Origin of the sequence: Roseicella frigidaeris, assembly GCF_003258945.1 — a bacterium.
GTDB classification, from domain to species: Bacteria; Pseudomonadota; Alphaproteobacteria; order Acetobacterales; family Acetobacteraceae; genus Paracraurococcus; species Paracraurococcus frigidaeris.
Genome location: NZ_QLIX01000002.1, coordinates 266,458 through 289,067, shown reverse-complemented (window position 1 = coordinate 289,067; position 22,610 = coordinate 266,458). Strand labels below are relative to the sequence as shown.

General features: G+C 73.8%; 23 protein-coding genes and 1 pseudogene. 13 read left to right on the top strand and 11 right to left on the bottom strand.

Annotation, left to right across the window (positions count from 1 at the left end; translation table 11 throughout):
• Nucleotides 1–49 precede the first annotated feature (49 nt).
• Nucleotides 50–2,161, top strand: coding sequence for a molybdopterin oxidoreductase family protein (locus DOO78_RS04225; protein WP_111468472.1), 2,112 nt, complete (start codon nt 50–52; stop codon nt 2,159–2,161).
• A gap of 16 nt (nt 2,162–2,177) precedes the next feature.
• Here DOO78_RS04225 and DOO78_RS04220 read toward each other — a convergent pair whose 3' ends face one another.
• Both DOO78_RS04220 and phnF read right to left on the bottom strand, forming a co-directional pair.
• Nucleotides 2,178–3,326, bottom strand: coding sequence for an alpha-D-ribose 1-methylphosphonate 5-triphosphate diphosphatase (locus tag DOO78_RS04220; protein WP_111468471.1), 1,149 nt, complete (start codon nt 3,324–3,326; stop codon nt 2,178–2,180).
• Nucleotides 3,327–3,328: 2 nt separating this feature from the next.
• Nucleotides 3,329–4,081, bottom strand: a complete 753-nt coding sequence (gene phnF / locus DOO78_RS04215; RefSeq protein ID WP_111468470.1) for a phosphonate metabolism transcriptional regulator PhnF — start codon at nt 4,079–4,081, stop codon at nt 3,329–3,331.
• Nucleotides 4,082–4,204: 123 nt separating this feature from the next.
• Between phnF and phnG the strand changes: the two genes are divergently transcribed.
• From phnG to DOO78_RS04175, 8 genes are read left to right on the top strand one after another with little or no spacing between them, the layout of a single operon-like run.
• A complete protein-coding gene (gene phnG / locus DOO78_RS04210) occupies nt 4,205–4,675 on the top strand; it encodes a phosphonate C-P lyase system protein PhnG (protein WP_243634356.1) in 471 nt (156 codons plus the stop codon).
• Between the two features lie 8 nt (nt 4,676–4,683).
• The gene (gene phnH / locus DOO78_RS04205; protein ID WP_111468722.1) at nt 4,684–5,262 is read left to right on the top strand and encodes a phosphonate C-P lyase system protein PhnH; all 579 of its coding nucleotides are present in this window, start codon (nt 4,684–4,686) and stop codon (nt 5,260–5,262) included.
• A gap of 24 nt (nt 5,263–5,286) precedes the next feature.
• Nucleotides 5,287–6,366, top strand: a complete 1,080-nt coding sequence (locus DOO78_RS04200; protein ID WP_111468469.1) for a carbon-phosphorus lyase complex subunit PhnI — start codon at nt 5,287–5,289, stop codon at nt 6,364–6,366.
• Nucleotides 6,363–7,214, top strand: coding sequence for an alpha-D-ribose 1-methylphosphonate 5-phosphate C-P-lyase PhnJ (locus DOO78_RS04195; RefSeq protein ID WP_111468468.1), 852 nt, complete (start codon nt 6,363–6,365; stop codon nt 7,212–7,214). Before DOO78_RS04200 ends, DOO78_RS04195 begins: the two co-directional genes overlap by 4 nt.
• Entirely contained in the window at nt 7,211–8,014 is an 804-nt protein-coding gene (gene phnK, locus DOO78_RS04190; RefSeq protein ID WP_111468467.1) for a phosphonate C-P lyase system protein PhnK, read from the top strand. The genes DOO78_RS04195 and phnK overlap by 4 nt, the downstream gene beginning before the upstream one ends.
• On the top strand, nt 8,011–8,709 hold the full coding sequence (phnL, locus tag DOO78_RS04185; RefSeq protein ID WP_111468466.1) for a phosphonate C-P lyase system protein PhnL: 699 nt from the start codon (nt 8,011–8,013) through the stop codon (nt 8,707–8,709). The genes phnK and phnL overlap by 4 nt, the downstream gene beginning before the upstream one ends.
• Entirely contained in the window at nt 8,706–9,845 is a 1,140-nt protein-coding gene (locus tag DOO78_RS04180) for an alpha-D-ribose 1-methylphosphonate 5-triphosphate diphosphatase (RefSeq protein WP_111468465.1), read from the top strand. Before phnL ends, DOO78_RS04180 begins: the two co-directional genes overlap by 4 nt.
• Nucleotides 9,845–10,525, top strand: a complete 681-nt coding sequence (locus DOO78_RS04175; protein WP_111468464.1) for a DUF1045 domain-containing protein — start codon at nt 9,845–9,847, stop codon at nt 10,523–10,525. The genes DOO78_RS04180 and DOO78_RS04175 overlap by 1 nt, the downstream gene beginning before the upstream one ends.
• 104 nt (nt 10,526–10,629) lie before the next feature.
• Here the strand turns inward: DOO78_RS04175 and phnN are convergent, their stop codons facing one another.
• Nucleotides 10,630–11,172, bottom strand: a complete 543-nt coding sequence (phnN, locus tag DOO78_RS04170) for a phosphonate metabolism protein/1,5-bisphosphokinase (PRPP-forming) PhnN (protein WP_111468463.1) — start codon at nt 11,170–11,172, stop codon at nt 10,630–10,632.
• 101 nt (nt 11,173–11,273) lie between these two features.
• Between phnN and DOO78_RS04165 the strand changes: the two genes are divergently transcribed.
• Together DOO78_RS04165 and DOO78_RS04160 are read left to right on the top strand one after the other, a co-directional pair.
• Nucleotides 11,274–13,061: a gamma-glutamyltransferase family protein gene (locus tag DOO78_RS04165; RefSeq protein ID WP_111468462.1), complete on the top strand. Its 1,788-nt coding sequence runs from the start codon at nt 11,274–11,276 to the stop codon at nt 13,059–13,061.
• A complete protein-coding gene (locus DOO78_RS04160) occupies nt 13,058–13,414 on the top strand; it encodes a hypothetical protein (protein ID WP_128079996.1) in 357 nt (118 codons plus the stop codon). The genes DOO78_RS04165 and DOO78_RS04160 overlap by 4 nt, the downstream gene beginning before the upstream one ends.
• 60 nt (nt 13,415–13,474) lie before the next feature.
• Here DOO78_RS04160 and DOO78_RS04155 read toward each other — a convergent pair whose 3' ends face one another.
• The 8 genes and pseudogenes from DOO78_RS04155 to DOO78_RS04125 all read right to left on the bottom strand — a co-directional run bounded on the left by DOO78_RS04155 (nt 13,475) and on the right by DOO78_RS04125 (nt 21,711).
• A complete protein-coding gene (locus DOO78_RS04155; RefSeq protein ID WP_111468460.1) occupies nt 13,475–15,169 on the bottom strand; it encodes a thiamine pyrophosphate-dependent enzyme in 1,695 nt (564 codons plus the stop codon).
• Between the two features lie 86 nt (nt 15,170–15,255).
• Nucleotides 15,256–16,836, bottom strand: coding sequence for a fatty acyl-CoA synthetase (locus tag DOO78_RS04150; RefSeq protein ID WP_111468459.1), 1,581 nt, complete (start codon nt 16,834–16,836; stop codon nt 15,256–15,258).
• A 122-nt stretch (nt 16,837–16,958) separates the two neighbouring features.
• Nucleotides 16,959–17,249 carry an oligopeptide/dipeptide ABC transporter ATP-binding protein gene (locus DOO78_RS28635; protein ID WP_456309071.1) on the bottom strand — a complete coding sequence of 97 codons (291 nt, stop codon included), beginning with the start codon at nt 17,247–17,249 and terminating at the stop codon, nt 16,959–16,961.
• 123 nt (nt 17,250–17,372) lie between these two features.
• Nucleotides 17,373–17,909 (bottom strand): annotated as a pseudogene (locus DOO78_RS28630) (ABC transporter ATP-binding protein); the annotation flags it as partial.
• Nucleotides 17,910–17,965: 56 nt separating this feature from the next.
• A complete protein-coding gene (locus DOO78_RS04140; protein WP_111468457.1) occupies nt 17,966–19,021 on the bottom strand; it encodes an ABC transporter ATP-binding protein in 1,056 nt (351 codons plus the stop codon).
• Between the two features lie 107 nt (nt 19,022–19,128).
• Nucleotides 19,129–19,938 (bottom strand): MetQ/NlpA family ABC transporter substrate-binding protein, encoded by an 810-nt coding sequence (locus DOO78_RS04135; protein WP_111468456.1) that lies wholly within the window; start codon nt 19,936–19,938, stop codon nt 19,129–19,131.
• 18 nt (nt 19,939–19,956) lie between these two features.
• Nucleotides 19,957–20,622: a methionine ABC transporter permease gene (locus DOO78_RS04130; protein ID WP_111468455.1), complete on the bottom strand. Its 666-nt coding sequence runs from the start codon at nt 20,620–20,622 to the stop codon at nt 19,957–19,959.
• 3 nt (nt 20,623–20,625) lie between these two features.
• Nucleotides 20,626–21,711, bottom strand: a complete 1,086-nt coding sequence (locus tag DOO78_RS04125) for a methionine ABC transporter ATP-binding protein (protein WP_111468721.1) — start codon at nt 21,709–21,711, stop codon at nt 20,626–20,628.
• Between the two features lie 205 nt (nt 21,712–21,916).
• Between DOO78_RS04125 and DOO78_RS04120 the strand changes: the two genes are divergently transcribed.
• Both DOO78_RS04120 and DOO78_RS04115 read left to right on the top strand, forming a co-directional pair.
• Nucleotides 21,917–22,171, top strand: coding sequence for an Lrp/AsnC ligand binding domain-containing protein (locus DOO78_RS04120; RefSeq protein ID WP_111468454.1), 255 nt, complete (start codon nt 21,917–21,919; stop codon nt 22,169–22,171).
• Between the two features lie 110 nt (nt 22,172–22,281).
• Nucleotides 22,282–22,578: a hypothetical protein gene (locus tag DOO78_RS04115; RefSeq protein WP_128079995.1), complete on the top strand. Its 297-nt coding sequence runs from the start codon at nt 22,282–22,284 to the stop codon at nt 22,576–22,578.
• Nucleotides 22,579–22,610 lie beyond the last annotated feature (32 nt).

Sequence of the window (22,610 nt, the reverse complement as noted above, 5' to 3'; positions counted from 1 at the left end):
CCCCCTCCCCTATGCTTCCCGCCACGGCACGGGGCGAGGATGGCGGGGCATGGCGGAGAGCGTGGCGCGCGGCGACTTCCAGGGCAGCACCTGCCCGCATGACTGCCCCTCGACCTGCGCCCTCGAGATCGAGGTGAAGCGCGACGCCGAGGGGGTCGGGCGCGGCATCGGCGCGGTCCGCGGCGCGGCCGCCAACAGCTACACGGCGGGCGTCATCTGCGCCAAGGTCTCGCGCTATGCCGAGCGGGTGCACCACCCGGACCGCCTGCTGCACCCGCTGCTCCGCACAGGCCCGAAGGGCAGCGGCCAGTTCCGCGAGATCGGCTGGGAGGAGGCGCTCGACCGCACCGCCGAGGCCTTCGCCGAGCGCACCGCCCGGCATGGCAGCGAGACCGTCTGGCCCTACTACTATGCCGGCACCATGGGGCTGGTGCAGCGCGACGGCATCCACCGGCTGCGCCACGTCATGCGCTATTCCGGGCAGAAGAACACCATCTGCACCGCGCTCTGCGAAAGCGGCTGGCAGGCGGGCGTCGGGCATTTCGGCGGCCCCGACCCGCGCGAGATGGCCGAGGCCGACCTCATCGTCATCTGGGGCGGCAACCCGGTGGCGACGCAGGTCAACGTGATGACGCATGTCAGCCGCGCCCGGAAGCAGCGCGGCGCGAAGCTCGTCGTCGTCGATCCCTACCGCACCGGCACCGCCGCGGCGGCCGACCTGCACCTGGCGGTGCGGCCGGGCACCGATGCGGCGCTGGCCTGCGCCGTGATGCACATCGCCTTCCGCGACGGCCATGCCGACCGCGACTACATCGCCCGCATGTCGGACGCGCCGGCCGGGCTGGAGGCGCATCTGGCCGCCCGCGGGCCCGATTGGGCAAGCGCCGTCACCGGCCTGCCCGTCGCCGTCATCGAGGAATTCGCCCGGCTCTACAACACCACCGAGCGGGCCTATATCCGCTGCGGCTACGGCTTCTCGCGCAGCCGCAACGGCGCCGCGGCGCTGCACGCCGTCACCTGCCTGCCGACCGTGACCGGCAAGTGGCGCCACATCGGCGGCGGCGCCTTCTGGAGCAACCGCGCCATCTACCACTGGGACAAGACGCTGATCGAGGGGCTGGATGCGCGCGACCCCGGCATCCGCATGCTCGACCAGAGCCGCATCGGCGCGGTGCTGACCGGCGACCGGCGCGACCTCGGCGAGGGCCCGCCGGTGACGGCGCTGCTGATCCAGAACACCAACCCGGTCGTCGTCGCACCGGCCAGCGGCAAGGTGCGGCGCGGCTTCCTGCGCGACGACCTCTTCACCTGCGTGCACGAGCAATTCCTGACCGACACGGCGAAATACGCCGACATCGTCCTGCCGGCGACGATGTTCGTCGAGCATGACGACCTCTACCAGTCGGGCGGCCACACCCATATCCAGCTCGGCCCGAAGATCGTCGAGCCGCCGGGCGCGTGCCGCTCCAACCACGAGGTGCTGCAGGGCCTCGCCGCCCGGCTCGGCGCCGAGCATCCGGGCTTCCGCATGACCGCCCGCGAGATCGCCGATGCGACGCTGCGCGCCTCGGGCTGGCCGGGCTGGGAGGAGGTCGCCGCGGCGCGCTGGGTGGATGCCGCCCCGGATTTCGCCGCGGCGCATTACGAGCGGGGCTTCGGCCATCCCGATGGACGCTTCCGCTTCGCGCCCGACTGGGCGGCGATCGGCACCGACCATGCCGGCATGCCGGCGCTGCCCGACCAGATGGATGCGATCGACGGCGCCGATGCCGAGCACCCGTTCCGCATGGTGACCGCGCCGGCCCGGCAGTTCCTCAACACGACCTTCACCGAGACGCCGGGCGCCCGCAAGCGCGAGCAATGCCCGGCGGCGATGCTGCACCCGAAGGACGCCGCCCGGCTCGGCGTCACCGAGGGCGGGATGGTGCGCCTCGGCAATGCCCGGGGCGAGGTGGTGGTGACGGCCAGGCTGGCCGAGGGCCAGCAGGAGGGCGTCGTCATCGTCGAGAGCATCTGGCCGAATGGCGACTTCGCCGGCGGCATCGGCATCAACCTGCTGACCAGCGACGATCCCGGCCCGCCGAAGGGCGGCGCGGTGTTCCACGACACCGCGGTCTGGGTGCAGGCCGAGGCGGCGATGGAGCGGCTGGCGGCGGAGTAGCCGGCCGCGCGCCGCGCTAATCCAGCCGCGCCGCCCCGGCGGCGGTCAGATGCGCCAGCCGCCCGGCGCAGAACACCGCCACCGCCTCCGGCCCCGCCGGATCGACCAGCACCACGTCGCCGCGCAGTCCCGGCCGCAGCGCGCCGCGATCGGCGAGTCCGGCCGCCGCCGCCGGATTGCCGGAGACCAGCGCCCAGGCCGCCGCCAGATCCATCCGGCCGCGCCGGACCATGGCGAAGGGCGCGGCCAGCAGCGCCGGCCAGTGGTAGTCGCTCGCCAGCACGGTGACGAGGCCGCGCTCGGCCAGCGGCGCGGCGCTCGCCCAGCCGAGATGGCTGCCGCCGCGCACCACGTTCGGCGCCCCCATCACCACCGCCTCGCCATGCGCCCGCGCATCCTCGGCCACCGCCTCGGCCATCGGGAATTCACAGATGCGGGCCCCGAGGCCGCGGTAGAGCGCGCGGTCGGCGAGCGTCGCGTCGTCATGGCTCAGCATCGGCAGCCCGGCCTTCGCCGCCGCCGCGGCGAGGCGGGCCCGCGTCTCCGGCACCCGGTCGCGCCGCGCCGCGACATGGGTGATCAGGGCGCGGAATTCCTCGGCCGAGAGCCCGGCGCGGCCGGCATATTTCGCCACCTGCTTCGGGTCGTCCATGCGCGCCAGGATCGGCGGCGTGTGGTCGTTGAAGCCGAGCAGATGCACCTGCCCGGTGGCGATGTCGGAGAGCGCGTCGTCGAGCGCGTCGAGATTGTCGGCCTCGAAGCGCAGATGCACCCGGAGATCGGGGGCCAGTGCCGGCCGCGCCGCATCCAGCGCCGCCATCAGCGCCCGCCAGGAGTCGAGCGAACGCAGCCCCGGCTCCCAGGAGAGCGTCACGCCGAGATAGGCCGTGGTGATGCCGGAGGCGAGGAGCTGCGCCGCCGTGTCGCGCACCGCCATCTCGGCCGGGAAGCCGATGCCCGGCCGCGGCTGCAGCCCCCGCTCATGCGCGTCGCCGTGCAGGTCGACCAGGCCCGGCAGCACCAGCAGCCCGCTGGCATCGATGCGCCGCGCGCCGGGCGGCGCCGTCGCGGCGACGGCGCCCTCCGCCAGCGCGATATCGGCGGCGCGCAGCGCCCCCTCCAGCAGCGCGGTGCCGCCGGTGATCTGCCAGGGCCTCTGTTCCATCGTCAGCTTTCCACCAGGATCTGCACGCGGCCTGCGGCATAGCAGGCGATGCTCAGCTCGACCGGCTCGCCGGCCGCGTCGACGTTCAGGGCCTCGGAGACCAGCACCGGGCGGCTGCGGGTCTGGTCGAGCAGCGCCGCCTCCTCCGCCGTCGGCATGCGGGCGGTGATGCGGGTCGTGAGGCGGCGGTAATCCGGCACGCCGAGCCGCACCAGCGCCCGGGTGATGGAGGGGTCCTCGGACAGCAGCCGGGCGATGTCCGGGAAGCGGGCGACGGAGAAGTAGTGCCGGCCGAGCACCACCGGCCGGCCATCGACCAGGCCCTGCCGCTCGGCCATCAGCACCGGCCGGCCGCGGCGGATGCGCAGGGCCTCCGCCACCGTCGCATCGGCATCGATCTCATCCAGCCGCAGGATGCGGCCCTGCGGCTCGCGGTTCTGCCGGCGGATGGTCTCGGAGAAGCGGGTGCGCGGGCCGACCGGGTATTCCAGCACGTCCTCGGCGACGAAGCTGCCGCGCCCCTGCTCGATCCGCACCAGGCCGCGCGCCTCGAGATCCTCCATGGCGCGGCGCACGGTGTGGCGGTTCACCGCGAAGCGCTGGGTGAGCTCGGCCTCGGTCGGCAGCCGGACGCCCGGCGCCAGATGGCCGGCGGCGATGTCCCGCTCCAGCGTGCCGGCGATCTGCCGCCAGAGCGCGACGCCTCGGCCGCGGGCGAGCGGCGCCTCGGCCCCCGCCGTCGCGGCATCTGTCATCGAAACTTCAACCACGCCGCCTCCCCGACAGGGCACATCTGGCCCTAGTTATCCGGCTAGACAACCGGATGTCTAGACCTTTATGACCGACCGGACCGGAGACCGAGACCAGCAGGTGCCAGGATGAGCGATGCCACAGGAAGCGAGGGCGCGGCGCCGGACCCGGCCCGGCGCCGCTGGATGGGGGTGCTGGCGCGGGCCAGCGCGGCCGAGATCGCGGAGCGGCTGGCCGCCCTGCCGCCCCCGCCGCCGCACCGCCGCCTGCGGGCGCCGGAGACCGGCCTCGTCATGGCGCGCGGCCGCCAGGGCGGCGACGGCGCCCCCTTCAACCTCGGCGAGATGACGGTCACCCGTTGCAGCGTCGCCCTGCCGGACGGCCGGATCGGCCATGCCTATGTCGCCGGCCGGGACCGCCGCCAGGCCGAGCTCGCCGCCCTGCTCGACGCCCTGCTGCAGGATGCGGACCGGCGCCCGGCGCTGCTCGCCGCGGTGATCGAGCCGCTGGCCGCGGCGCAGGCGGCGCGGGCGGCGCAGCAGGCGGCGCGGGCGGCGGCCACCCGGGTGCAATTCTTCACCATGGCGACGATGCGATGATGCCGGCGATGCGCGCGACCCTGGCGGCCGGCTTCGCCGAGCCGGTCCTCGATGCCCAGGCCTGCTTCCGCGCGGCGCTGGAGGCGATGGCGCGGCCCGGCCGCGTGCAGCGGGTCGCCGCCCCGCCCGAGGCGCCGCCCCCGCTCGGCGGCGCGGCGGCGGCGCTGCTGCTGACCCTCGCCGATGCCGACACACCGGTCTGGCTCGATGCCGGGCCGGAGGCCGAGGCCTGGGCCCGCTTCCATGCCGGCTGCCCGATCGCCGCCGCGCCGGGCGAAGCCGCCTTCCTGCTCGCCGCCGGCCCCATGCCGCCGCTCGCCTCGCTCGCCGCCGGCAGCGAGGAGGAGCCGCACCGCTCGGCGACGCTGATCCTGCAGGTCGCCGCGCTGGCCGAGGGCGAAGGCTGGCGCCTCAGCGGCCCGGGCATCGAGCGCGAGCACCGGCTGCGGGTCGAGGGACTGCCGCCCGGCTTCGCCGCCGACTGGGCCGCCAACCAGGCGCGCTTCCCGCAGGGCGTCGACCTCTTCCTCTGCGCCGGCGACCGGCTGGCCGCCCTGCCGCGCACCACCCACCTGGCCGCCGGCTGAGCGCCCGGCCCCGGAGACACGATCATGGCCTATGTGGCAGTCAAGGGCGGCGAGCGGGCGATCGAGGCGGCGCATGCCTGGCTCGCCCGGGAGCGGCGCGGCGATCCCGGCCTGCCGGCGCTGACGGTCGGGCAGATCGAGCAGCAGCTCGGCCTCGCCGTCGACCGCGTCATGGCGGAGGGCGCCTGCCATGACCGCGGCCTGGCGGCGCTCGCCATCAAGCAGGCGCGCGGCGACCTGATCGAGGCCGCCTTCCTGCTGCGCGCCTATCGCACCACCCTGCCCCGCTTCGCAGCCAGCCTGCCGCTCGACACCGGCGCGATGCGCATCCGGCGGCGGATCAGCGCCACCTACAAGGACCTGCCGGGCGGGCAGGTGCTCGGCCCGACCTTCGACTACACCCACCGGCTGCTCGACTTCGCCCTCGCCGCCGAGGACGAGGCGCCGCCCCCGCCGCCGGAGGCGTCGGCCGAGGCCGAGCGCATGCCGCGCGTCACCGGCATCCTGGCGCAGGAGGGGCTGATGCAGGGCGAGGTGGCTGGCGAGGCGGAGCCGCCGGACCTGACGCGCGAGCCGCTGGCCTTTCCCGCCGAGCGGCCGCTGCGGCTGCAATCCCTCGCCCGTGGCGACGAGGGCTTCCTGCTCGCCCTCGGCTACTCGACGCAGCGCGGCTACGGCAATGCGCATCCCTTCGTCGGCGAGATCCGCATGGGCGAGGTGACGGTGGAGATCGTCCCGCCCGAGCTCGGCTTCGCCATCGAGATCGGCGAGATCACGGTCACGGAGTGCCAGATGGTGAACCAGTTCGCCGGCTCGAAGACCGAGCCGCCGCAATTCACCCGCGGCTACGGCCTCACCTTCGGCCATGCCGAGCGCAAGGCGATGGCGATGGCGCTGGTGGACCGGGCGCTGCGGGCGCGGGAGCTCGGCGAGGAGGCGACGGCGCCGGCCGAGAGCGAGGAATTCGTGCTCTATCACTGCGACAATGTCGAGGCGACCGGCTTCGTCGAGCATCTGAAGCTGCCGCATTACGTCGATTTCCAGAGCGAGCTCGAGAAGATCCGGCAGCTGCGCGCGACCGCCCTGCGGGAGGCCGCGGAATGAGCGCCGCGACGGGCTATAATTTCGGCTATCTCGACGAGGACACCAAGCGGATGATCCGCCGTGCCCTGCTGAAGGCGGTGGCCATCCCCGGGCATCAGGTGCCCTTCGGCTCGCGCGAGATGCCGCTGCCCTATGGCTGGGGCACCGGCGGCATCCAGGTGACGGCGAGCGTCATCGGCCCCGCCGACCGGCTGAAGGTGATAGACCAGGGCGCCGACGACACCACCAACGCCGTCTCCATCCGTCGCTTCTTCGCCCGCGTCGCCGGCGTCGAGACGACGGAGCGCACCGCCGAGGCGAGCATCATCCAGACCCGCCACCGCATCCCCGAGACGACGCTGCGCGAGGGGCAGATCCTGGTCTACCAGGTGCCGATGCCCGAGCCGCTGTTCCGGCTGGAGCCGCGCGTCGCCGAGACGAAGCGCATGCATGCGCTCGCCGATTACGGGCTGATGCATGTGAAGCTCTACGAGGACATCGCCCGGCACGGCCATGTGGCGATCAGCTACAACTACCCCGTGATGGTGAACGGCCGCTACCTGATGTCGCCCTCCCCCATCCCCGCCTTCGACAATCCGAAGATGCACCGCAACCCGGCCCTGCAATTGTTCGGCGCCGGCCGCGAGAAGCGGATCTACGCCGTGCCGCCCTATACCGAGGTCCGCAGCCTCGATTTCGAGGACCATCCCTTCGAGCCGGTGCGCGCCAGGGCCGGCTGCGCCCTGTGCGGCAGCCGCGAGAGCTATCTCGACGAGGTGGTGACGGACGATGCCGGCGGGCGGATCTTCGTCTGCTCCGATACCGATTATTGCCAGGGCCGCCAGGCGCGGCAGGAGGCGGCGGAATGAGCGCATCCCCGATGGAGGCCCCCCTGCTGGAGGCCCCCCTGCTCGAGGCCAGCGACCTGGCGCTCCGCTACGGCGCGGTGCCGGCGCTCGACGGCGTCTCGCTCGCCATCTGGCCCGGCGAGGTGGTGGCGATCGTCGGCGAATCCGGCTCCGGCAAGACCACCCTGCTGCGGGTGCTCTCCGGCCTGCTGCCGCCGGATGCCGGCAGCGTCCTCTACCGCGACCCGGAGGGCCGGGCGCAGCGGCTGGAAGCGATGGGCGAGGCGGCGCTGCGCCGCCTGCACCGCACCGATTGGGGCTTCGTGCACCAGAACCCGCGCGACGGGCTGCGGCTCGGCGTCTCGGCCGGCGGCAATATCGGCGAGCGGCTGATGGCGACCGGGGCGCGGCATTACGGCTCCATCCGCGAGGCGGCCATCGCCTGGCTGCGGCGGGTCGAGATCGACCCGGCGCGGATCGACGCCCTGCCCCGCACCTTCTCGGGCGGTATGCAGCAGCGGCTGCAGATCGCCCGCACCCTGGTGACGCATCCCCGCCTGATCTTCATGGACGAGCCGACCGGCGGCCTCGACGTCTCGGTGCAGGCGCGGCTGCTCGACCTGATCCGGGCGCTGGTCGCCGATCTCGGCCTCGCCGTGCTGCTGGTGACGCATGACATCGCCGCGGCGCGGCTGCTGGCGCACCGCATCCTGGTGATGCGGCATGGCAAGGTGGTGGAGGAAGGGCTGACCGACCGGGTGCTGGACGACCCGCAGCACGCCTACACCCAGCTCCTCGTCGCCTCGGTGCTCGCGGCATGAGCTGGGCGCTCCGCACCGAGGGCCTCGGCAAGGCCTTCACCCTGCACCTCCAGGGCGGCACCCATATCCCGGTGCTGCGCGGAGTCGAGCTCACCGTCGCGCCCGGCGAATGCGTAGCGCTCGCCGGCCCCTCCGGCGCCGGCAAATCCACGCTGATGCGCTGCCTCTACGGCAATTACGGCGCCGGCGAGGGGCGGATCCTGCTGCGCCACCAGGGGGCCGAGATCGACCTCGCCCGCGCCGATCCCCGGCAGATGCGCGAGGTCCGGCGGGAGACGATCGGCTATGTCAGCCAGTTCCTCCGCGTCATCCCGCGCGTCCCGACGCTCGAGATCGTGGCCGAGCCGATGCTGGCGCGCGGCCTGGCGCGGGAGGCGGCGCTCGCGCGCGCCCGCGCCCTGCTCGCCCGGCTGAACCTGCCCGCGGCGCTGCACGGATTGCCGCCGGCCACCTTCTCGGGCGGCGAGCAGCAGCGGGTGAACCTCGCCCGCGGCTTCGCCCCCCGCTATCCGGTGCTGCTGCTCGACGAGCCGACCGCGAGCCTTGACAGCGACAACCGCGCCGTGGTGATCGGGCTCATCGAGCAGGCGAAACGCGAGGGCGCGGCCATCATCGGCATCTTCCACGACACCGAGGTGCGCGACCGGATCGCCGATCGGCTCTTCGCGGTCGAGCCGGTGCGGGCGGCGGCATGAGGGAGACCGTCCTGACCAATGCCCGGCTGGTGCTGCCCGGGCAGGTGGTCACCGGCACGCTGCTGCTGCGCGGCGACCGGATCGCCGACCTGCAGACCGGCCGCAGCCAGCTCGCCGCCGCCGAGGATCTGGAGGGCGACCATCTCATCCCCGGGGTGGTCGACCTGCACACCGACAACCTCGAGCGCCAGGTGCTGCCGCGCGCCAATGCCCGCTGGCCCAGCCGCTCGGCCATGCTGGCGCATGACGCGCAATGCGCCGCGGCCGGCGTCACCACGGTGCTGGATGCGCTCTGCCTCGGCGATCTCGGCTTCGATCCCGGGCGCGGCCAGACCTTCCGCGACGGGGTGCGCGATCTCGACGCCCTGGCCGGGACCGGCCTGCTGAAGAGCGAGCATTTCCTGCATCTGCGCTGCGAGCTGCCGGCGCCGGACATGCCGGCGGCGGTCGAGGGCGTCGCTGAGCATCCGCGGGTGCTGATGGCGAGCCTGATGGACCACTCCCCCGGCGTCGGCCAGTACCGCGACATCCCCCGCTACCGGGCCATGCGGCAGCGCCAGATGCAGATGTCCGAGGCCGAGGTGACGCGGCGGATCGAGGCGCTGCTGGAGCAGCGGGCGCGGCTGCGCGAGCCGCAGCGCCGCTGGCTGCTGGACCGGCTGGCGCATCGCGCCCTGCCGCTCGCCTCGCATGACGACGACGGCGCCGGGGTGGTGGCGGAGAATGCCGAGGCCGGCATCCGGATCAGCGAATTCCCGGTGGTGATGGAGGCGGCGGCGGCGGCGCGCGCGCTCGGCGTCGCGGTGATCGCCGGCGCGCCGAACGTGGTCCGCGGCGGCAGCCATTCCGGCAATGTCGCGGCGGCCGAGATGATCCGCGCCGGGACGGTGGATGCGCTGGCCAGCGACTACGTGCCGGCCGCCCTGGTCGAGGCGGCCTGGCGCGCCGTGGCCGAGACCGGCATCGCCCTGCCGCAGGCCGTCGGCATGATCACCGACATGCCGGCCCGGCTGGCGCGGCTCGCCGATCGCGGCCGCCTCGAGGCCGGGCTGCGGGCCGACCTGGCGCGGGTCGCGGTGGCCGGCGAGGTGCCCTTCGTCCGCCAGGTCTGGCGCGCGGGCGAGCGGGTGGCGTGATGCGACTCGCCCTCTACTGGGCGCCCGATCCCGCCGACCCGCTGCATGCGCGGGGCTCGGCCTGGTTGGGGCGGGATGCCGAGACCGGGGCGGCGCTGGCGCAGCCCGCCCTGCCGGACCTCGACATCGCCGCCCTCACCGCCGATGCGCGCGGCTACGGGCTGCATGCCACGCTGAAGCCGCCCTTCCGGCTGCGCGGCCGCTGGGAGGAAGCGCTGGACGCGGCGCGGGCGCTGGCGGCGCGGCTCGCCCCCTTCGACCTGCCGCCGCTGGCCGTGCAGGACCTCGACGGCTTCCTGGCGCTGCGTGAGACCGCCCCCTGCCCCGGACTGCGGGCGCTGGCCGATGCCTGCGTCGAGGCGCTCGATCCCTGGCGCGCGCCGCCCGAAGAGGCTGAGCTGGCGCGGCGGCGCCGCGCCGGGCTGAGCCCGCGGCAGGAGGCGCTGCTCGCCCGCTGGGGCTATCCCTATGTCTTCGAGGAATGGCGCTTCCACGTCACCCTGACGCGGCGCCTGAGCCCGGCGGAGACATCCGTGGCGCTGCCGGCGGTGACGGCCTTCCTCGGCGATGCGCCGGCGCGGCCGCGGCGGGTCGAGGCCATCGGCCTCTTCACCCAAGCGGCGCCCGGCGCGCCCTTCCTGATCGCGCAGCGGCTGCCGCTCTCGACGAGCCCGTCCTAATCGTTGCGTCCCGTTGCCCTGCCGCGGCAGGCTGCGGCGCTCCTCGGGCCGGAAAGGCGTCCCCGCCCCCCCCCGCAAGGCCGTGCAGCGGTTTCGCGGGGAATTCACGCCGAGCGGAGCAGGTCGAGCAAGGCGGCGATGCCGGCCTCCGGCGCGCCGTCATTGACCACCCGCGTCACCGCGAGCCCGGCCGGCAGGGGCGCCGCCCGCGCCAGCCGGGCCGTGACATCCGCCGCATCCTCCCGCCCCCGCGCCGCCAGGCGCTTTGCCAGCACGGCGGCGGGCGCGGTGACCTCCACCACCCGGAGCGGCAGGCGCGCCGCCGCCCTCGCCAGCACGGCGCGGGAGAGATTCGCCACCACCACCCGCCCCGCCGCCAGGTCGCCGGCGATATCGGCCGGGATGCCGTAGTGCAACCCATGCGCCTGCCAGGTGAGGGCGAAGCCGCCGGCCGCCGCCCGCGCGGCGAATTCCGCCGGGCTCAGCGCCTCGTGCGCCTCGCCGCCGGCGGTGGCCGGGCGGCTGATGCAGCGGCGGACGAAGCGGTAGCGCGGATCGCCGGCCAGCGCCGCGCGGGCGCCGTCCAGCAGCGTGTCCTTCCCCGCCCCCGAGGGCCCGACCACCGCCACCAGGACGCCCCTCGCCACGCCCCTCGCCACACCCTGTCCCACCCGCACCCGCTCCCGAGAATTGACCGCGCCCTCTCTGCCTGTCCCTATCGGCGCAGTCGAGCAGATGAGGCCGCGACATGTTCACCACCCGCCCGGAAATCGCCGCCACCTTCGGCGCCGTCGCCTCCACCCACTGGATCGCCTCGCAGGTGGGCATGGCGGTGCTGGAGCGCGGCGGCAACGCCTTCGACGCCGCCGCCGCCGCCGGCTTCACCCTGCAGATCGTCGAGCCGCATCTGAACGGGCCGGGCGGCGACTGCCCGATCATCCTGCACAGCGCGAGGCTCGGGGCGCAGCAGGTGATCTGCGGCCAGGGGCCGGCGCCGCGGGCGATGACGGTGGGCAAGCTGAGGGACGAGCTCGGCCTCGACATCATCCCCGGCACCGGCTTCCTCTGCGCCCCGATTCCCGGCGCCTTCGATGCCTGGGCGCTGATGCTGCGCGACCACGGCACCTGGCACCTGCGCGAGGTGCTGGACTACGCCATCGGCTATGCCAGCCGCGGCGCGCATGTGGTGCCGCGCATCTCGGCGACGCTCGAGACGGTGCGGCCGCTCTTCGAGAGCGCCTGGCCGAGCAGCGCCGCGCTCTGGCTGCGCGATGGCGGCCCCAAGCCGGGGCAGCTCTACACCAACCCGGAGCTGGCCGAGACCTACAGCCGGGTGGTGCGCGAGGCCGAGGCGGCCGGCCCCGACCGCGAGACCCAGATCGAGGCGGCGCGGCGCGCCTGGTATGGCGGCTTCGTCGCCGAGGCGATCGACCGCTTCGGCCGCAGCTTCGCGGCGCTCGACACCTCCGGCCGCCGCCACACCGCGCTGCTGACCGGCGAGGACATGGCCGGCTGGCGCGCCACGGTGGAGGCGCCGGTCACGCATGACTATCGCGGCCACACCGTCCTCAAATGCGGCCCCTGGAGCCAGGGCCCGACCATGCTGCAGACCCTGGCGCTGCTGGAGGGGTTCGACATCGCCGGCATGGATCCGGTCGGCGCCGAATTCGCCCATACCGTCATCGAGGCGATGAAGCTCGCCTATGCCGACCGCGAGGCCTTCTACGGCGACCCGGGTTTCGTCGATGTGCCGATGGCGGCGCTGCTCGCCCCTGGCTACAGCGCCGAGCGGCGGCGGCTGATCGGGCGCGAGGCGAACAACGACTGGCGCCCCGGCTCGCCCGGCGGGATCGCGCCGCGCACCGATTATCCCGGCGCGCTGCGGCGGGCGCGGGAGATGGCGACGGCGGCCGGCACCGGCGAGCCCACCGTCTCGCGCCTCGGCGCCTCGGGCGGCGACACCTGCCATATCGACGTCATCGACCGCTGGGGCAACATGGTGAGCGCGACGCCCTCGGCCGGCTGGCTGCAAAGCTCCCCGGCCATCCCCGGCCTCGGCTTCTGCCTCGGCAGCCGGTGCCAGATGTTCTGGCTGGACGCCTCCCTGCCGAACGGCCTCGCGCCCGGCAAGCGGCCGCGCACCACCCTCTCGCCCAGCCTGGTGCTGCGCGACGGCAGGCCCTGGATGAGCTTCGGCACGCCGGGCGGCGAGCAGCAGGACCAGTGGCAGGCGATCATGCTGATGCGCATGGTGGATCATCGCCTGACCATCCAGCAGGCGATCGACCTGCCGAGCTTCCATTCCGAGCACTGGATCAGCAGCTTCTGGCCGCGCGGCGCCCGTCCCGGCCGGGCGGTGATCGAGGGCCGCTACGCGCCGGCGGTGCTGGCCGAGCTGCAAGCCCGCGGCCATGCCGTGGAGATGGGCGGCGAATGGTCCGAGGGGCGGCTCACCGGGGCGCGGCTGGAGCCGGACGGGCAGATCTTCGCCGGCGCCAATCCGCGCGGCATGCAGGGCTACGCGGTCGGCCGGTGAGGCGGCGAGCGCTGGGCTGGTTGGCCCCCTGGGCGGCCCTGGCCCTGCTGGCCGGCTGCGCGCCCGATCCGCGGCCGGGGCCGGTGCGGGCCATGGCGCCGCGGCCCAACCCGCCGGTGCGGCCGAAGGCGCCGGCGCCGCGCCAGGACTGGGCCGGCCGCTTCTGGGAGGAGCTGAGCCCGGCGCAGCAGCGGCTGGTGACGGCGCGGCTGGCGGCGCCCGCCGCCGGCGATGCGGCGGCGCGCTGGGACGTGATGGGGCTGTCGGAGCGCGAGGCATTGCTGCGCGGCCGCGCCGCGCCGGCGGCGCAGCTCACCGCCCGGCAGGACGAGAAGGCGCCGGCGACGCCCTGACCGGGTGCCGGCGAGGAATGGCGGGGGCCGCTGCCGGGGCGCCGGCAACGGCCCCGGGGGTCAGGTCCGCGCCGCCGGCTTGGTCTGGGCCCGCAGCTCGGCGATGGTGGAGCGGTTGGTGACCTGCTCGGGGTTGGTCCGCACCTCGATCAGCGCCGGCTTGCCGCTGGCCACCGCGCGCTGGAAGGCGGGGACGAGCTGGTCCGTCGCCTCCACCACCTCGCCATGGCCGCCGAAGCTCTCGATCAGGCGGGCGAAGTCCGGGTTGGTGAGCTGGGTGCCGGAGACGCGCGCCGGGTAGTGCCGCTCCTGATGCATGCGGATCGTGCCGTACATGCCGTTGTTGAAGACCATGATGATCGGCGCGACCTTGTGATGGAAGGCCGTCGCCATCTCCTGCCCCGTCATCAGCATGCCGCCATCGCCGACGAAGGAGATGACGGTGCGCTCGGGGTGGACGATCTTGGCGCCGATCGCCGCCGGCACCGAATAGCCCATGGCGCCGTTGGTCGGGCCGAGGAAATCCTGCCCGGCGCCGACATGCATGAAGCGCTGCGGCCAGGTGGCGAAATTGCCGGCATCGGTGGTGAAGATGGTGTCCGGCGGCAGCACCGCCTCGAGCGCCTGCAGGGCGGTGGCGAGGTTCAGCGGCCCGGCATAGTCCGGCGCCTTGGCCTGCGCCTCGCGCGCCGCCCGCAGCTCCGCCCGCCAGCCCGACCAGGCCGGCTTCGCCACCTTCGGCAGCGCCTTGGCCGCGGCGGCGAAGGCGTTGAGGTCGGAGGTGATGCCGAGGGCCGGGCGATAGACCCGGCCGATCTCGGCCTGGTCGGGATAGACATGGATGATCGGCGTGCTGCCGGCCATGTCGAACAGGGTGTAGCCCTGGCTCACCGTCTCGCCGATGCGGGTGCCGATGGCGAGGAAGAGGTCGCACTCCTTCGCCTTCCGCACCAGGGCCGCATCGGCCCCGACGCCGAGATCGCCGACATAGTTGGGGGAGGTGCCGTCGAAGAGGCCCATGCGGCGGAAGGAGACGGCGACGGGCAGGTCGTTGGCGAGCAGGAAGTCGCGGATATCCGCCTTGCCCTGCGCCGACCAGCCGGCGCCGCCGCCGAGCACCACCAGCGGCCGCTGCGCCTTGCCGAGCCGCGCCATCATCTCGTCGAGCGCCGCCGGGGCCGGATGCGCCGGCAGCACATGGGCCGGCGGCAGGTCCGGCACCACCGCCATGCTGCGCTGCATCTCCTCCGAGATCGCCACCACGACCGGGCCCGGCCGGCCGGAGGTGGCGACGTCGAAGGCATGCGCCATCAGCTCGGGGATGCGCGCCGCGTCGTCGATCTGCGTCACCCATTTGGCGAGCGGGGCGAACATCTTGCGGTAGTCCACCTCCTGGAAGGACTCGCGGTCCGTCTCCTCGAAGGGGATCTGGCCGACGATCAGCACCAGCGGCGTGCTGTCCTGGAAGGCGACATGCACGCCGATCGCGGCATGGCAGGCGCCGGGGCCGCGGGTGACCAGCGCCACGCCCGGCCGGCCGGTCAGCTTGCCATAGGCCTCGGCCATATGGACCGCGCCGGCCTCGAAGCGGCAGGTGACCAGCTCGATGCGGTTGCGGCGGGCATAGAGCCCGTCCAGCAGGTCGAGATAGCTCTCGCCGGGGACGCAGAAGGCATGGGTCACGCCCTGCGCCACCAGCGCATCGGCCAGGATATGCCCGCCGAGCCGTGCCTCGACCGCCGCTGCCTCTGTCATGCCGACCGCTCCCGCCCCAACCATTGCAATCCGGGGCGGACCATAGCCGCCGGCCCGCGCAGCGTCACCCCGGGCCGGCCCGCGCCTCAGCCGAGGGCGCCGCTCTCGGTCCCGGCATAAAGCTGCCGCAGCTCGCGCTTGAGCAGCTTGCCGGCGGTGTTCTTCGGCAGGGTCTCGGCCAGGATGATGCGCTTGGGCACCTTGTAGGGGGCGAGATTCGCGCGCGCATGCGCGAGCAGCGCCGCCTCGACATCCGCCGGCGCCTCCGGCCGCAGCACCACGACGGCCGCCACCGCCTCGATCCATTTCGGATCGGGCACCGCGATGACCGCCACCTCGGCGACCGACGGATGGGTGAAGAGCGCCTCCTCCACCTCCCGGCTCGCCACCAGCACCCCGCCGGTGTTGATCAGGTCCTTGGTGCGGTCGACGATCGCCAGATAGCCCTCGGCGTCGATGGTGGCGACGTCGCCGCTGTGGAACCAGCCGCCCTCGAAGGCCCGGGCCGTCTCCTCCGGCATGTTCCAGTAGCCGAGGCAGAGCTGCGGCGAGCGATGCACCACCTCGCCGCGCTCGCCGGGCGCCACGTCGCGCATCTCGGGATCGACGACGCGGGTCTCGACATTCAGCACCGCCCGGCCGACCGAGCCCGGCCGCGCCTCGTGTTCCTCCGGCCGCAGCACGGTGGCGAGCGGGGCGATCTCGCTCTGGCCGTAGCAGTTGAAGGGCCGCGCCCCGGACAGGCGCTGGCGCAGCTCCTGCAGCACCGGGACGGGCATGATCGAGGCGCCGTAATAGATGTTGCGCAGCGCCGAGAGGTCGCGGCGGCCGAAATCCGGGTGCTGCAGCAGGGTGATCCAGACCGTCGGCGGGGCGAAGAAGCTGGTGATGCGCTCGCGCTCGATCAGCTCGAGGACGAGGGCCGGGTTCGGCGCCTCGATCAGCAGGGTGAAGGCGCCGTTCAGCATCTGCGGCATGGTGAAGCAGTGCATCTGCGCCGTGTGGTAGAGCGGCAGGGCGGCCAGCGCCCGGTCGTCGCGCCGCATCTCCAGCTCGACGGTCACGCTGGCATATTCGGTGAGGATGGCGCGATGCGTCATCATCGCGCCCTTCGGCTGGCCGGTGGTGCCGGAGGTGTATTGCAGCTGGACCAGGTCCTCGTCGCGCACCCGCTCCCCCACCTCCGGATCGCCCGGCTGGCCCCAGCGCGGGTCGCCGGCGGCCGAGAGGATGTCGTGCCGGCCGTCCCCGGTATCGAGCGTGCCGCGGAGCAGCCCCGGCAGCTCCGTCCCCGCCGCCTCCGCCACCGCCTGCAGGGCCGGCTGGACGAAGAGGGCGGAGGCGCCGCATTGGCGGAGGATGTAGTCGAGCTCGGGCGCCGTCAGCGCGTAATTGGCCGGCACATGCACCAGCCCGGCCCGGGCGCAGCCGAGCCAGAGCAGCAGATAGGCATCCGAATTGCGGCCGAAGGCGACGACGCGCTGGCCGGGCTCGAGCCCGCTGTCGAGCAGCATGCGGGCGATGCGGTCGGCCGCCAGGTCGAGCCGGGCGAAGCTCCAGGCCCGCTCGCCGAATTGCAGCGCCGGCCGGTCGCGGAACCGCCCGGCCGCCCGCCGCATCGCATCGCCGATGGTGTTACGCCGTGCCCGCGCGCCGATTTCGGCCATTCCCGCCTCCCTTGGTGCTGCCGGCCAGCCTATCGCGGAACGACGCGGTCCGGCACTGGCAAGCGTGGCCCCCAGGGAGGGCGGCGGACCGACCTGCGGCCCGCGGGGCCGCGCGCCTGGCCTCAGCCGCCGGCGACGTGCACGCAGCGCGCCATGCGGCCCGGCACCGGCCGGCGCGGCCGCGGCCCGAGCTCGACCGTGCAGGCCGGCTCGACCTCCGGGCAGCGCGGGGCGAAGGGGCAGGTGGTCGGCGCCGCATCCAGGCTCGGCGGCGCGCCCGGGATGGTGGTCAGGCGCTTGCCGCGCATGCCCGGCTGCACCGTGGCGCCCAGCAACCCGCGCGGATAGGGGTGCAGCGGCCCGCGCAGCATGGCCTGCACCGGCCCCTCCTCCACCACCTTGCCGGCATACATGACGGCGACGCGGTCGGCGATCTCGCCGGCCACGCCGAGGTCATGGGTGACGAAGATCACCCCCATGCCGAGCTGCTCCTGCAACCGGCGCAGCAGCAGCAGCACCTGGATCTGCACCGTGGCGTCGAGCGCCGTGGTCGGCTCGTCGGCCAGCAGCAGCTTCGGCCGGCAGGCGAGCGCGACCGCGATCATCGCCCGCTGCCGCAGCCCGCCCGAGAGCTCGTGCGGATAGGCAGCGAGGCGGCGCTTGGCCGAGGGGATCTGCACCAGCTCCAGCAGCTCGAGCGCCCGCGCATCGGCGGCCGAGCGCGAGAGGCCCTCGTGCCGGCGCACCGTCTCGGCGATCTGCTGGCCGATGGTGAAGACCGGGTCGAGCGCGGTCATCGGCTCCTGGAAGATCATGGCGACGTCGCTGCCGCGGAAATCCTGCAGCGTGCCCTCGTCCATCGCCACCACGTCGCGGCCGGCCACCTCGATGCGGCCCGAGACCTTGGCGAATTTCGGCAGCAGCCGCATCAGCGCCCGCATCGTCACCGACTTGCCCGAGCCGGATTCGCCGAGGATGCAGAGCACCTCGCCGGAGGCGAGGTCGACATCGACGCCGTTCACCGCATGCACGGTGCGGTCGCGGGTGACGAAGCGGACGGCGACGTCGCGCATCCGCACCAGCGGCACGGTCGCGGCCTTCTCCGTCGTCGGGCGATCGAGCACCTCGCTCATGCCGCGAGCCTCCCGGCCTGGCTGTGGCCGCTGCCGGGCAATGCCATGTGGCAGGCGGCGAGATGGCCGCCGCCGAGCGCCGCGGCGGCCGGCTTGCGCTCGGCGCAGACCGGCTCGGCATGCGGGCAGCGGGTGCGGAAGCGGCAGCCCGAGGGCGGGTTGATGGGGTTGGGCGGATCGCCGGTCAGCGGCGGCTCCTCCCGCCGCTTGCCGGGGTCCATGGCCGGGCGGCTGGCCAGCAGGGCCTGGGTGTAGGGATGCGCCGGCCGGTCGTAGATCGCGTCCACCGGCCCCATCTCGGCCACCTCGCCGAGATACATCACCATCACCCGGTCGGAGATGTACTGCACCACGTTCAGGTCATGGCTGATGAAGATGTAGGTGAGGCCGAATTTCTCCTTCAGGTCCACCAGCAGGTTCAGCACCTGCGCCTCGACCGACTTGTCGAGGGCGGAGACCGGCTCGTCCAGCAGCACCAGCCGCGGCTGCAGGGCCAGCGCCCGGGCGATGTTCACCCGCTGCCGCTGGCCACCCGAGAGCTCATGCGGGTAGCGGCGGGCGAAGGTGGCGGGGGCGAGACCGACCGCGGCCAGCAGCTCCCGCGCCCGGCCGCGCGCCTCGGAATCGCGCACCCCATGCACCTTGGGGGCGAAGGCGATGCTGTCCTCGATCGGCAGGCGGGGGTTGAGGGAGGCGTAGCTGTCCTGGAAGACCATCTGCACCTGCCGGCGATACTCCTTCAGCGGCAGGCCGCCGGTCTGGGCGTTCTGGCCGACGCCCTCGCCGTCGAAGATCAGGCTGCCAGCATCCGGCGCCATCAGCCGCATGACCAGCCGGGCGGTGGTGGACTTGCCGCAGCCGCTCTCGCCGACGATGCCGAGCGTCTCTCCCTTCAGGACGGAGAAGGAGACGCCGTCGACGGCGCGCACCGTGGCGACCGTGGCGCCGAACAGGCCGCCACGGATGGGAAAATGCTTCTGCAGGTCCTGGACCAGCAGCAACGGCTGGGCCGGGCCGCCGCGGTCCATCGCGGCACTCTGGGCGATGCTCATGCACCACCCCGCAGCAAGCGACGTGCCAGCAATCGACTCGCGGCGCCCCGGCCCGGGGCGTCTGAACTGCCCGTAATTCGGGCAGCCGATCCGGGTCCGCCCGGCCTTCAGGCGGTCGGGATGATGGCGCCGCCGAAGCTGCCCTCGACGAAGGCCTTCACCTCCGGCCGGGCATAGCCGGCGGCCAGCGCCTTGGCCCAGGGCGCCGCGGCATCGGCGCGGCGGACCACCACCAGCACCGAGTAGACGCTGTCCACCCCCTCGGCCACCAGCCCGTCCTTCAGCGGGTTCAGCCCGGCGGGCACGGCGTAATTGCCGGTGATGGCGCCGGCATCGACGTCGTCGAGGCTGCGGGCGATCTGCGCCGCCTCCAGCTCGACGATGCGGATGCGCTTCGGGTTGTCGGTGATGTCGGCGACGGAGGCGCGGTAGTCGAGGCCGGGCCGCAGCCCGATGACGCCGCCCTTGGCCAGCAGCAGCAGCGCCCGGCCGCCATTGGTCGGGTCGTTCGGGATGGCGATGCGGGCGCCCTGCGGCAGCGCGTCGAGCGTCTTGTGCTTCTTCGAGAAGACCGCGAGCAGGGTCAGCACGGTGCGGCCGACCGGCACGAAATCATAGCCGCGCTGCTGCTTCTGCGCCTCGAGGAAGGGCAGGTGCTGGTAGGTGTTGGCGTCCAGCTCGCCGGCGGCCAGCGCCGCGTTCGGCTGGATGAAGTCGCCGAACTCGGTGATCTTCAGCACCAGCCCCTCGGGCGCCAGCACCTCCTTCACCTTCTCCAGCACCTGGGCATGCACGCCGCTCGTCACCCCGACGCGGAGCGGCCGGGCGGCGGTGCCGATGGCGGGTTGGGCGCGGGCCCCGGCGACGGGGAGGGCAAGGGCCGCGGCCAGGCCGGCGCGGCGGGTCAGGCGAAGCATGGGGTGTCTCCCGGATTGTCAGCGGCGCGAGAGGCGCCGCACCAGCCAGTCGCCGAGCGATTGCAGGCCCTGGACGAAGAGGATGAGGATCAGCACGACGGTCGCCATCACCTCGGGCATGAAGCGCTGATAGCCGAAGCGGATGCCGAGATCGCCGAGGCCGCCGCCGCCGACCGCGCCCGCCATGGCGGAATAGCCGACCAGCGAGACCAGGGTGACGGTGACGGCGGCGAGCAGCCCCGGCAGCGCCTCCGGCACCAGCACCTTGGCGACGATCTGCAACCGCGTCGCGCCCATGGCGCGCGCCGCCTCGACGACGCCGGGATCGACCTCGCGCAGCGCATTCTCGAACAGGCGGGCGATGAAGGCGGTGGCGGCCAAGGCCAGCGGCACCACCGCGGCGCCGGTGCCGATGGAGGTGCCGGCGACCAGCCGGGTGAAGGGCACGATCGCCACCATCAGGATGATGAAGGGCACCGAGCGCACGGCATTGACCAGAAGGCCGAGCGGCCGGTTCACCGCCCGGTTCGGAGCGAGCCCGCCCGGGGCGGTGAGCTGGAGCAGCAGCGCCAGCGGCAGGCCGAGCAGCACCGCGATGCTGGCCGCGGCCCCGACCATGAACAGCGTCTGCCAGGCGGCCTCGAGCAGCAGCTCCTGCAGCATGGGCGACAACCAGGGCAGCATGGCTCAGCCCTCCCCCTCGGGCAGCGGCCCGACCGTGAGGCCGAGGTCCTGCATCCAGCCGATCGCCGCCTCCACCGCCGCCGGCGCGCCATAGGCGGCAAGCGCCATGATGCCGAAGGGCTCGGCGCCGATGGCGTCGACCCGGCCGGCCAGGATGTTGAGGTCGAGGCCGAAGCGGCGCGAGGCCTCGCTGATCACCGCCCGCGTGCCGTGCGGCCCGGCGAAGAGCACGCGCAGCAGGCGGCGCACCTCCCCCGGTCCGGGCGGCGGCAGCGCGGCCAGCGTCCCGGGCGGCACCGCATCGCCGATCACCTCGGCGACGAAGCGCCGCGTGGTCGCGGCCCGCGGCCGGGTGAAGACGTCGAAGACGCGGCCCTGCTCGATCACCCGGCCCGCCTCCAGCACCGCGACCCGGTCGCAGAGCGCCTTCACCACCCCCATCTCATGGGTGATCAGCAGCACCGTCAGCCGCAGCCGCCTCCGCAGATCGGCCAGCAGCGCCAGGATCTCGGCCGTGGTCTCCGGGTCGAGCGCCGAGGTCGCCTCGTCGCAGAGCAGGATGCCGGGCTGCGAGGCGAGGGCGCGGGCGATGCCGACGCGCTGCTTCTGCCCGCCCGAGAGCTGCGCCGGATAGGCGTCGCGCTTCGCCTGCAACCCGACCAGCGGCAGCAGCGCGGCGACCCGCGCCTCCCGCTCCGCCCAGCCCAGCCTGGCGACCTCCAGCGGGAAGGCGATGTTCTCGGCGACGCTGCGCGAGGCGAGCAGGTTGAAGTGCTGGAAGACCATGCCGATGCCGCGCCGGGCGGCGCGCAGCCCGGCCGCGTCCACCGCGGTCAGGTCGCGGCCGAGCACCTCGACCCGGCCGGCATCGGGGCGCTCGAGCAGGTTGACGCAGCGGATCAGCGTCGACTTGCCGGCGCCGGACCGGCCGACGATGCCGAAGACCTCGCCGGCCGCGACCTCGAGCGACACGCCATCGAGGGCCGGCGCCGGCGCGCCCGGGAAATGCCGCCGCAGGCCGGTCAGGCGGATGGCGGGGCTGGCCGCGGCGGCGGCGGTCGGCACCTCGGGGACGGGATGGTCGAGCATCATGCGGAATCCGGAAGCCGGGACGTGGCGGCCGGTTCCGCCGCACCTGCCCCTGGCCGGCGGGAGATGCACGATTGAATCTCGTCCATCAAGCGGCAATGCACGGGAAAGACGTGCAATAGGAGCAGGGCAGCCCGGCGCTTTCCCGCCGGCGCATCCCGGTGCAGGCTCCCCGGCCCCGAACCCAGGCCGCGGAGGACGGTGGATGCGCGCAATCTTCGTTATGGTGAAGTGTGAGATGGGTCAGGCTTATCGCGTCGCGCGCGAGATGGCCGATACGGTCGAGGCGCTCTCGGAAATGCATTCCATCTCGGGCCAGTATGACCTGATGGGGAAATTCTACCTGGAGCCGGACCAGGATATCGGCCTCTTCGTGGTCGAGACGCTGCAGACCATCCCGGGCGTGAAGGACACCTATACCCTGCAGACCTTCAACGCCTTCTCCGGCAGCCGCGGCTGAGAGTCCGGCCCGGGCCGGCCGTCGCGCCGCCCCTGCCCCGTTTCCGCCGCGGTGCTGCCCAGGCCCTGCCGCGGCGGCGCGGCAGGATGGGCCGGAAGGAGAAGCCCATCATGCTGAGCCGCCTGCTGCCAGCCGCCGGCCTGTCCGTCGCCCTGCTGCTGGGCGCCTGCCAGAACCCGGACGGCTCGACCAACTGGGGCAACACGCTGCTGCTCGGGGCCGGCGTCGGCACCGCCGCCGCCGTCATCGCCGGGGCGGCCTCGGACAACCGGCGGCCGCATTACTACCGCGGCGGGCCGGGCCCCTACCGCCCCGGCTATTACGGGGGGCGGCCCGGCTACTATGGCGGCCCCGGCTATTACGGCGGCGGCTATTACGGCCGCCCCGGCTACTATCGCGGCTGGTGACGGCTCCGCAGCGGAGGCGCCGCCAGCGGCAG

What these genes read in the sequence shown, in the direction of transcription:
- DOO78_RS04225 (WP_111468472.1), top strand. Translation starts at nt 50, where the DNA reads ATGGCGGAGAGCGTGGCGCGCGGCGACTTCCAGGGCAGCACCTGCCCG.
- DOO78_RS04220 (WP_111468471.1), bottom strand. Translation starts at nt 3,326, where the DNA reads ATGGAACAGAGGCCCTGGCAGATCACCGGCGGCACCGCGCTGCTGGAG.
- phnF (WP_111468470.1), bottom strand. Translation starts at nt 4,081, where the DNA reads ATGACAGATGCCGCGACGGCGGGGGCCGAGGCGCCGCTCGCCCGCGGC.
- phnG (WP_243634356.1), top strand. Translation starts at nt 4,205, where the DNA reads ATGAGCGATGCCACAGGAAGCGAGGGCGCGGCGCCGGACCCGGCCCGG.
- phnH (WP_111468722.1), top strand. Translation starts at nt 4,684, where the DNA reads ATGCGCGCGACCCTGGCGGCCGGCTTCGCCGAGCCGGTCCTCGATGCC.
- DOO78_RS04200 (WP_111468469.1), top strand. Translation starts at nt 5,287, where the DNA reads ATGGCCTATGTGGCAGTCAAGGGCGGCGAGCGGGCGATCGAGGCGGCG.
- DOO78_RS04195 (WP_111468468.1), top strand. Translation starts at nt 6,363, where the DNA reads ATGAGCGCCGCGACGGGCTATAATTTCGGCTATCTCGACGAGGACACC.
- phnK (WP_111468467.1), top strand. Translation starts at nt 7,211, where the DNA reads ATGAGCGCATCCCCGATGGAGGCCCCCCTGCTGGAGGCCCCCCTGCTC.
- phnL (WP_111468466.1), top strand. Translation starts at nt 8,011, where the DNA reads ATGAGCTGGGCGCTCCGCACCGAGGGCCTCGGCAAGGCCTTCACCCTG.
- DOO78_RS04180 (WP_111468465.1), top strand. Translation starts at nt 8,706, where the DNA reads ATGAGGGAGACCGTCCTGACCAATGCCCGGCTGGTGCTGCCCGGGCAG.
- DOO78_RS04175 (WP_111468464.1), top strand. Translation starts at nt 9,845, where the DNA reads ATGCGACTCGCCCTCTACTGGGCGCCCGATCCCGCCGACCCGCTGCAT.
- DOO78_RS04165 (WP_111468462.1), top strand. Translation starts at nt 11,274, where the DNA reads ATGTTCACCACCCGCCCGGAAATCGCCGCCACCTTCGGCGCCGTCGCC.
- DOO78_RS04155 (WP_111468460.1), bottom strand. Translation starts at nt 15,169, where the DNA reads ATGACAGAGGCAGCGGCGGTCGAGGCACGGCTCGGCGGGCATATCCTG.
- DOO78_RS04150 (WP_111468459.1), bottom strand. Translation starts at nt 16,836, where the DNA reads ATGGCCGAAATCGGCGCGCGGGCACGGCGTAACACCATCGGCGATGCG.
- DOO78_RS28635 (WP_456309071.1), bottom strand. Translation starts at nt 17,249, where the DNA reads ATGTATGCCGGCAAGGTGGTGGAGGAGGGGCCGGTGCAGGCCATGCTG.
- DOO78_RS04140 (WP_111468457.1), bottom strand. Translation starts at nt 19,021, where the DNA reads ATGAGCATCGCCCAGAGTGCCGCGATGGACCGCGGCGGCCCGGCCCAG.
- DOO78_RS04135 (WP_111468456.1), bottom strand. Translation starts at nt 19,938, where the DNA reads ATGCTTCGCCTGACCCGCCGCGCCGGCCTGGCCGCGGCCCTTGCCCTC.
- DOO78_RS04130 (WP_111468455.1), bottom strand. Translation starts at nt 20,622, where the DNA reads ATGCTGCCCTGGTTGTCGCCCATGCTGCAGGAGCTGCTGCTCGAGGCC.
- DOO78_RS04125 (WP_111468721.1), bottom strand. Translation starts at nt 21,711, where the DNA reads ATGCTCGACCATCCCGTCCCCGAGGTGCCGACCGCCGCCGCCGCGGCC.
- DOO78_RS04120 (WP_111468454.1), top strand. Translation starts at nt 21,917, where the DNA reads ATGCGCGCAATCTTCGTTATGGTGAAGTGTGAGATGGGTCAGGCTTAT.
- DOO78_RS04115 (WP_128079995.1), top strand. Translation starts at nt 22,282, where the DNA reads ATGCTGAGCCGCCTGCTGCCAGCCGCCGGCCTGTCCGTCGCCCTGCTG.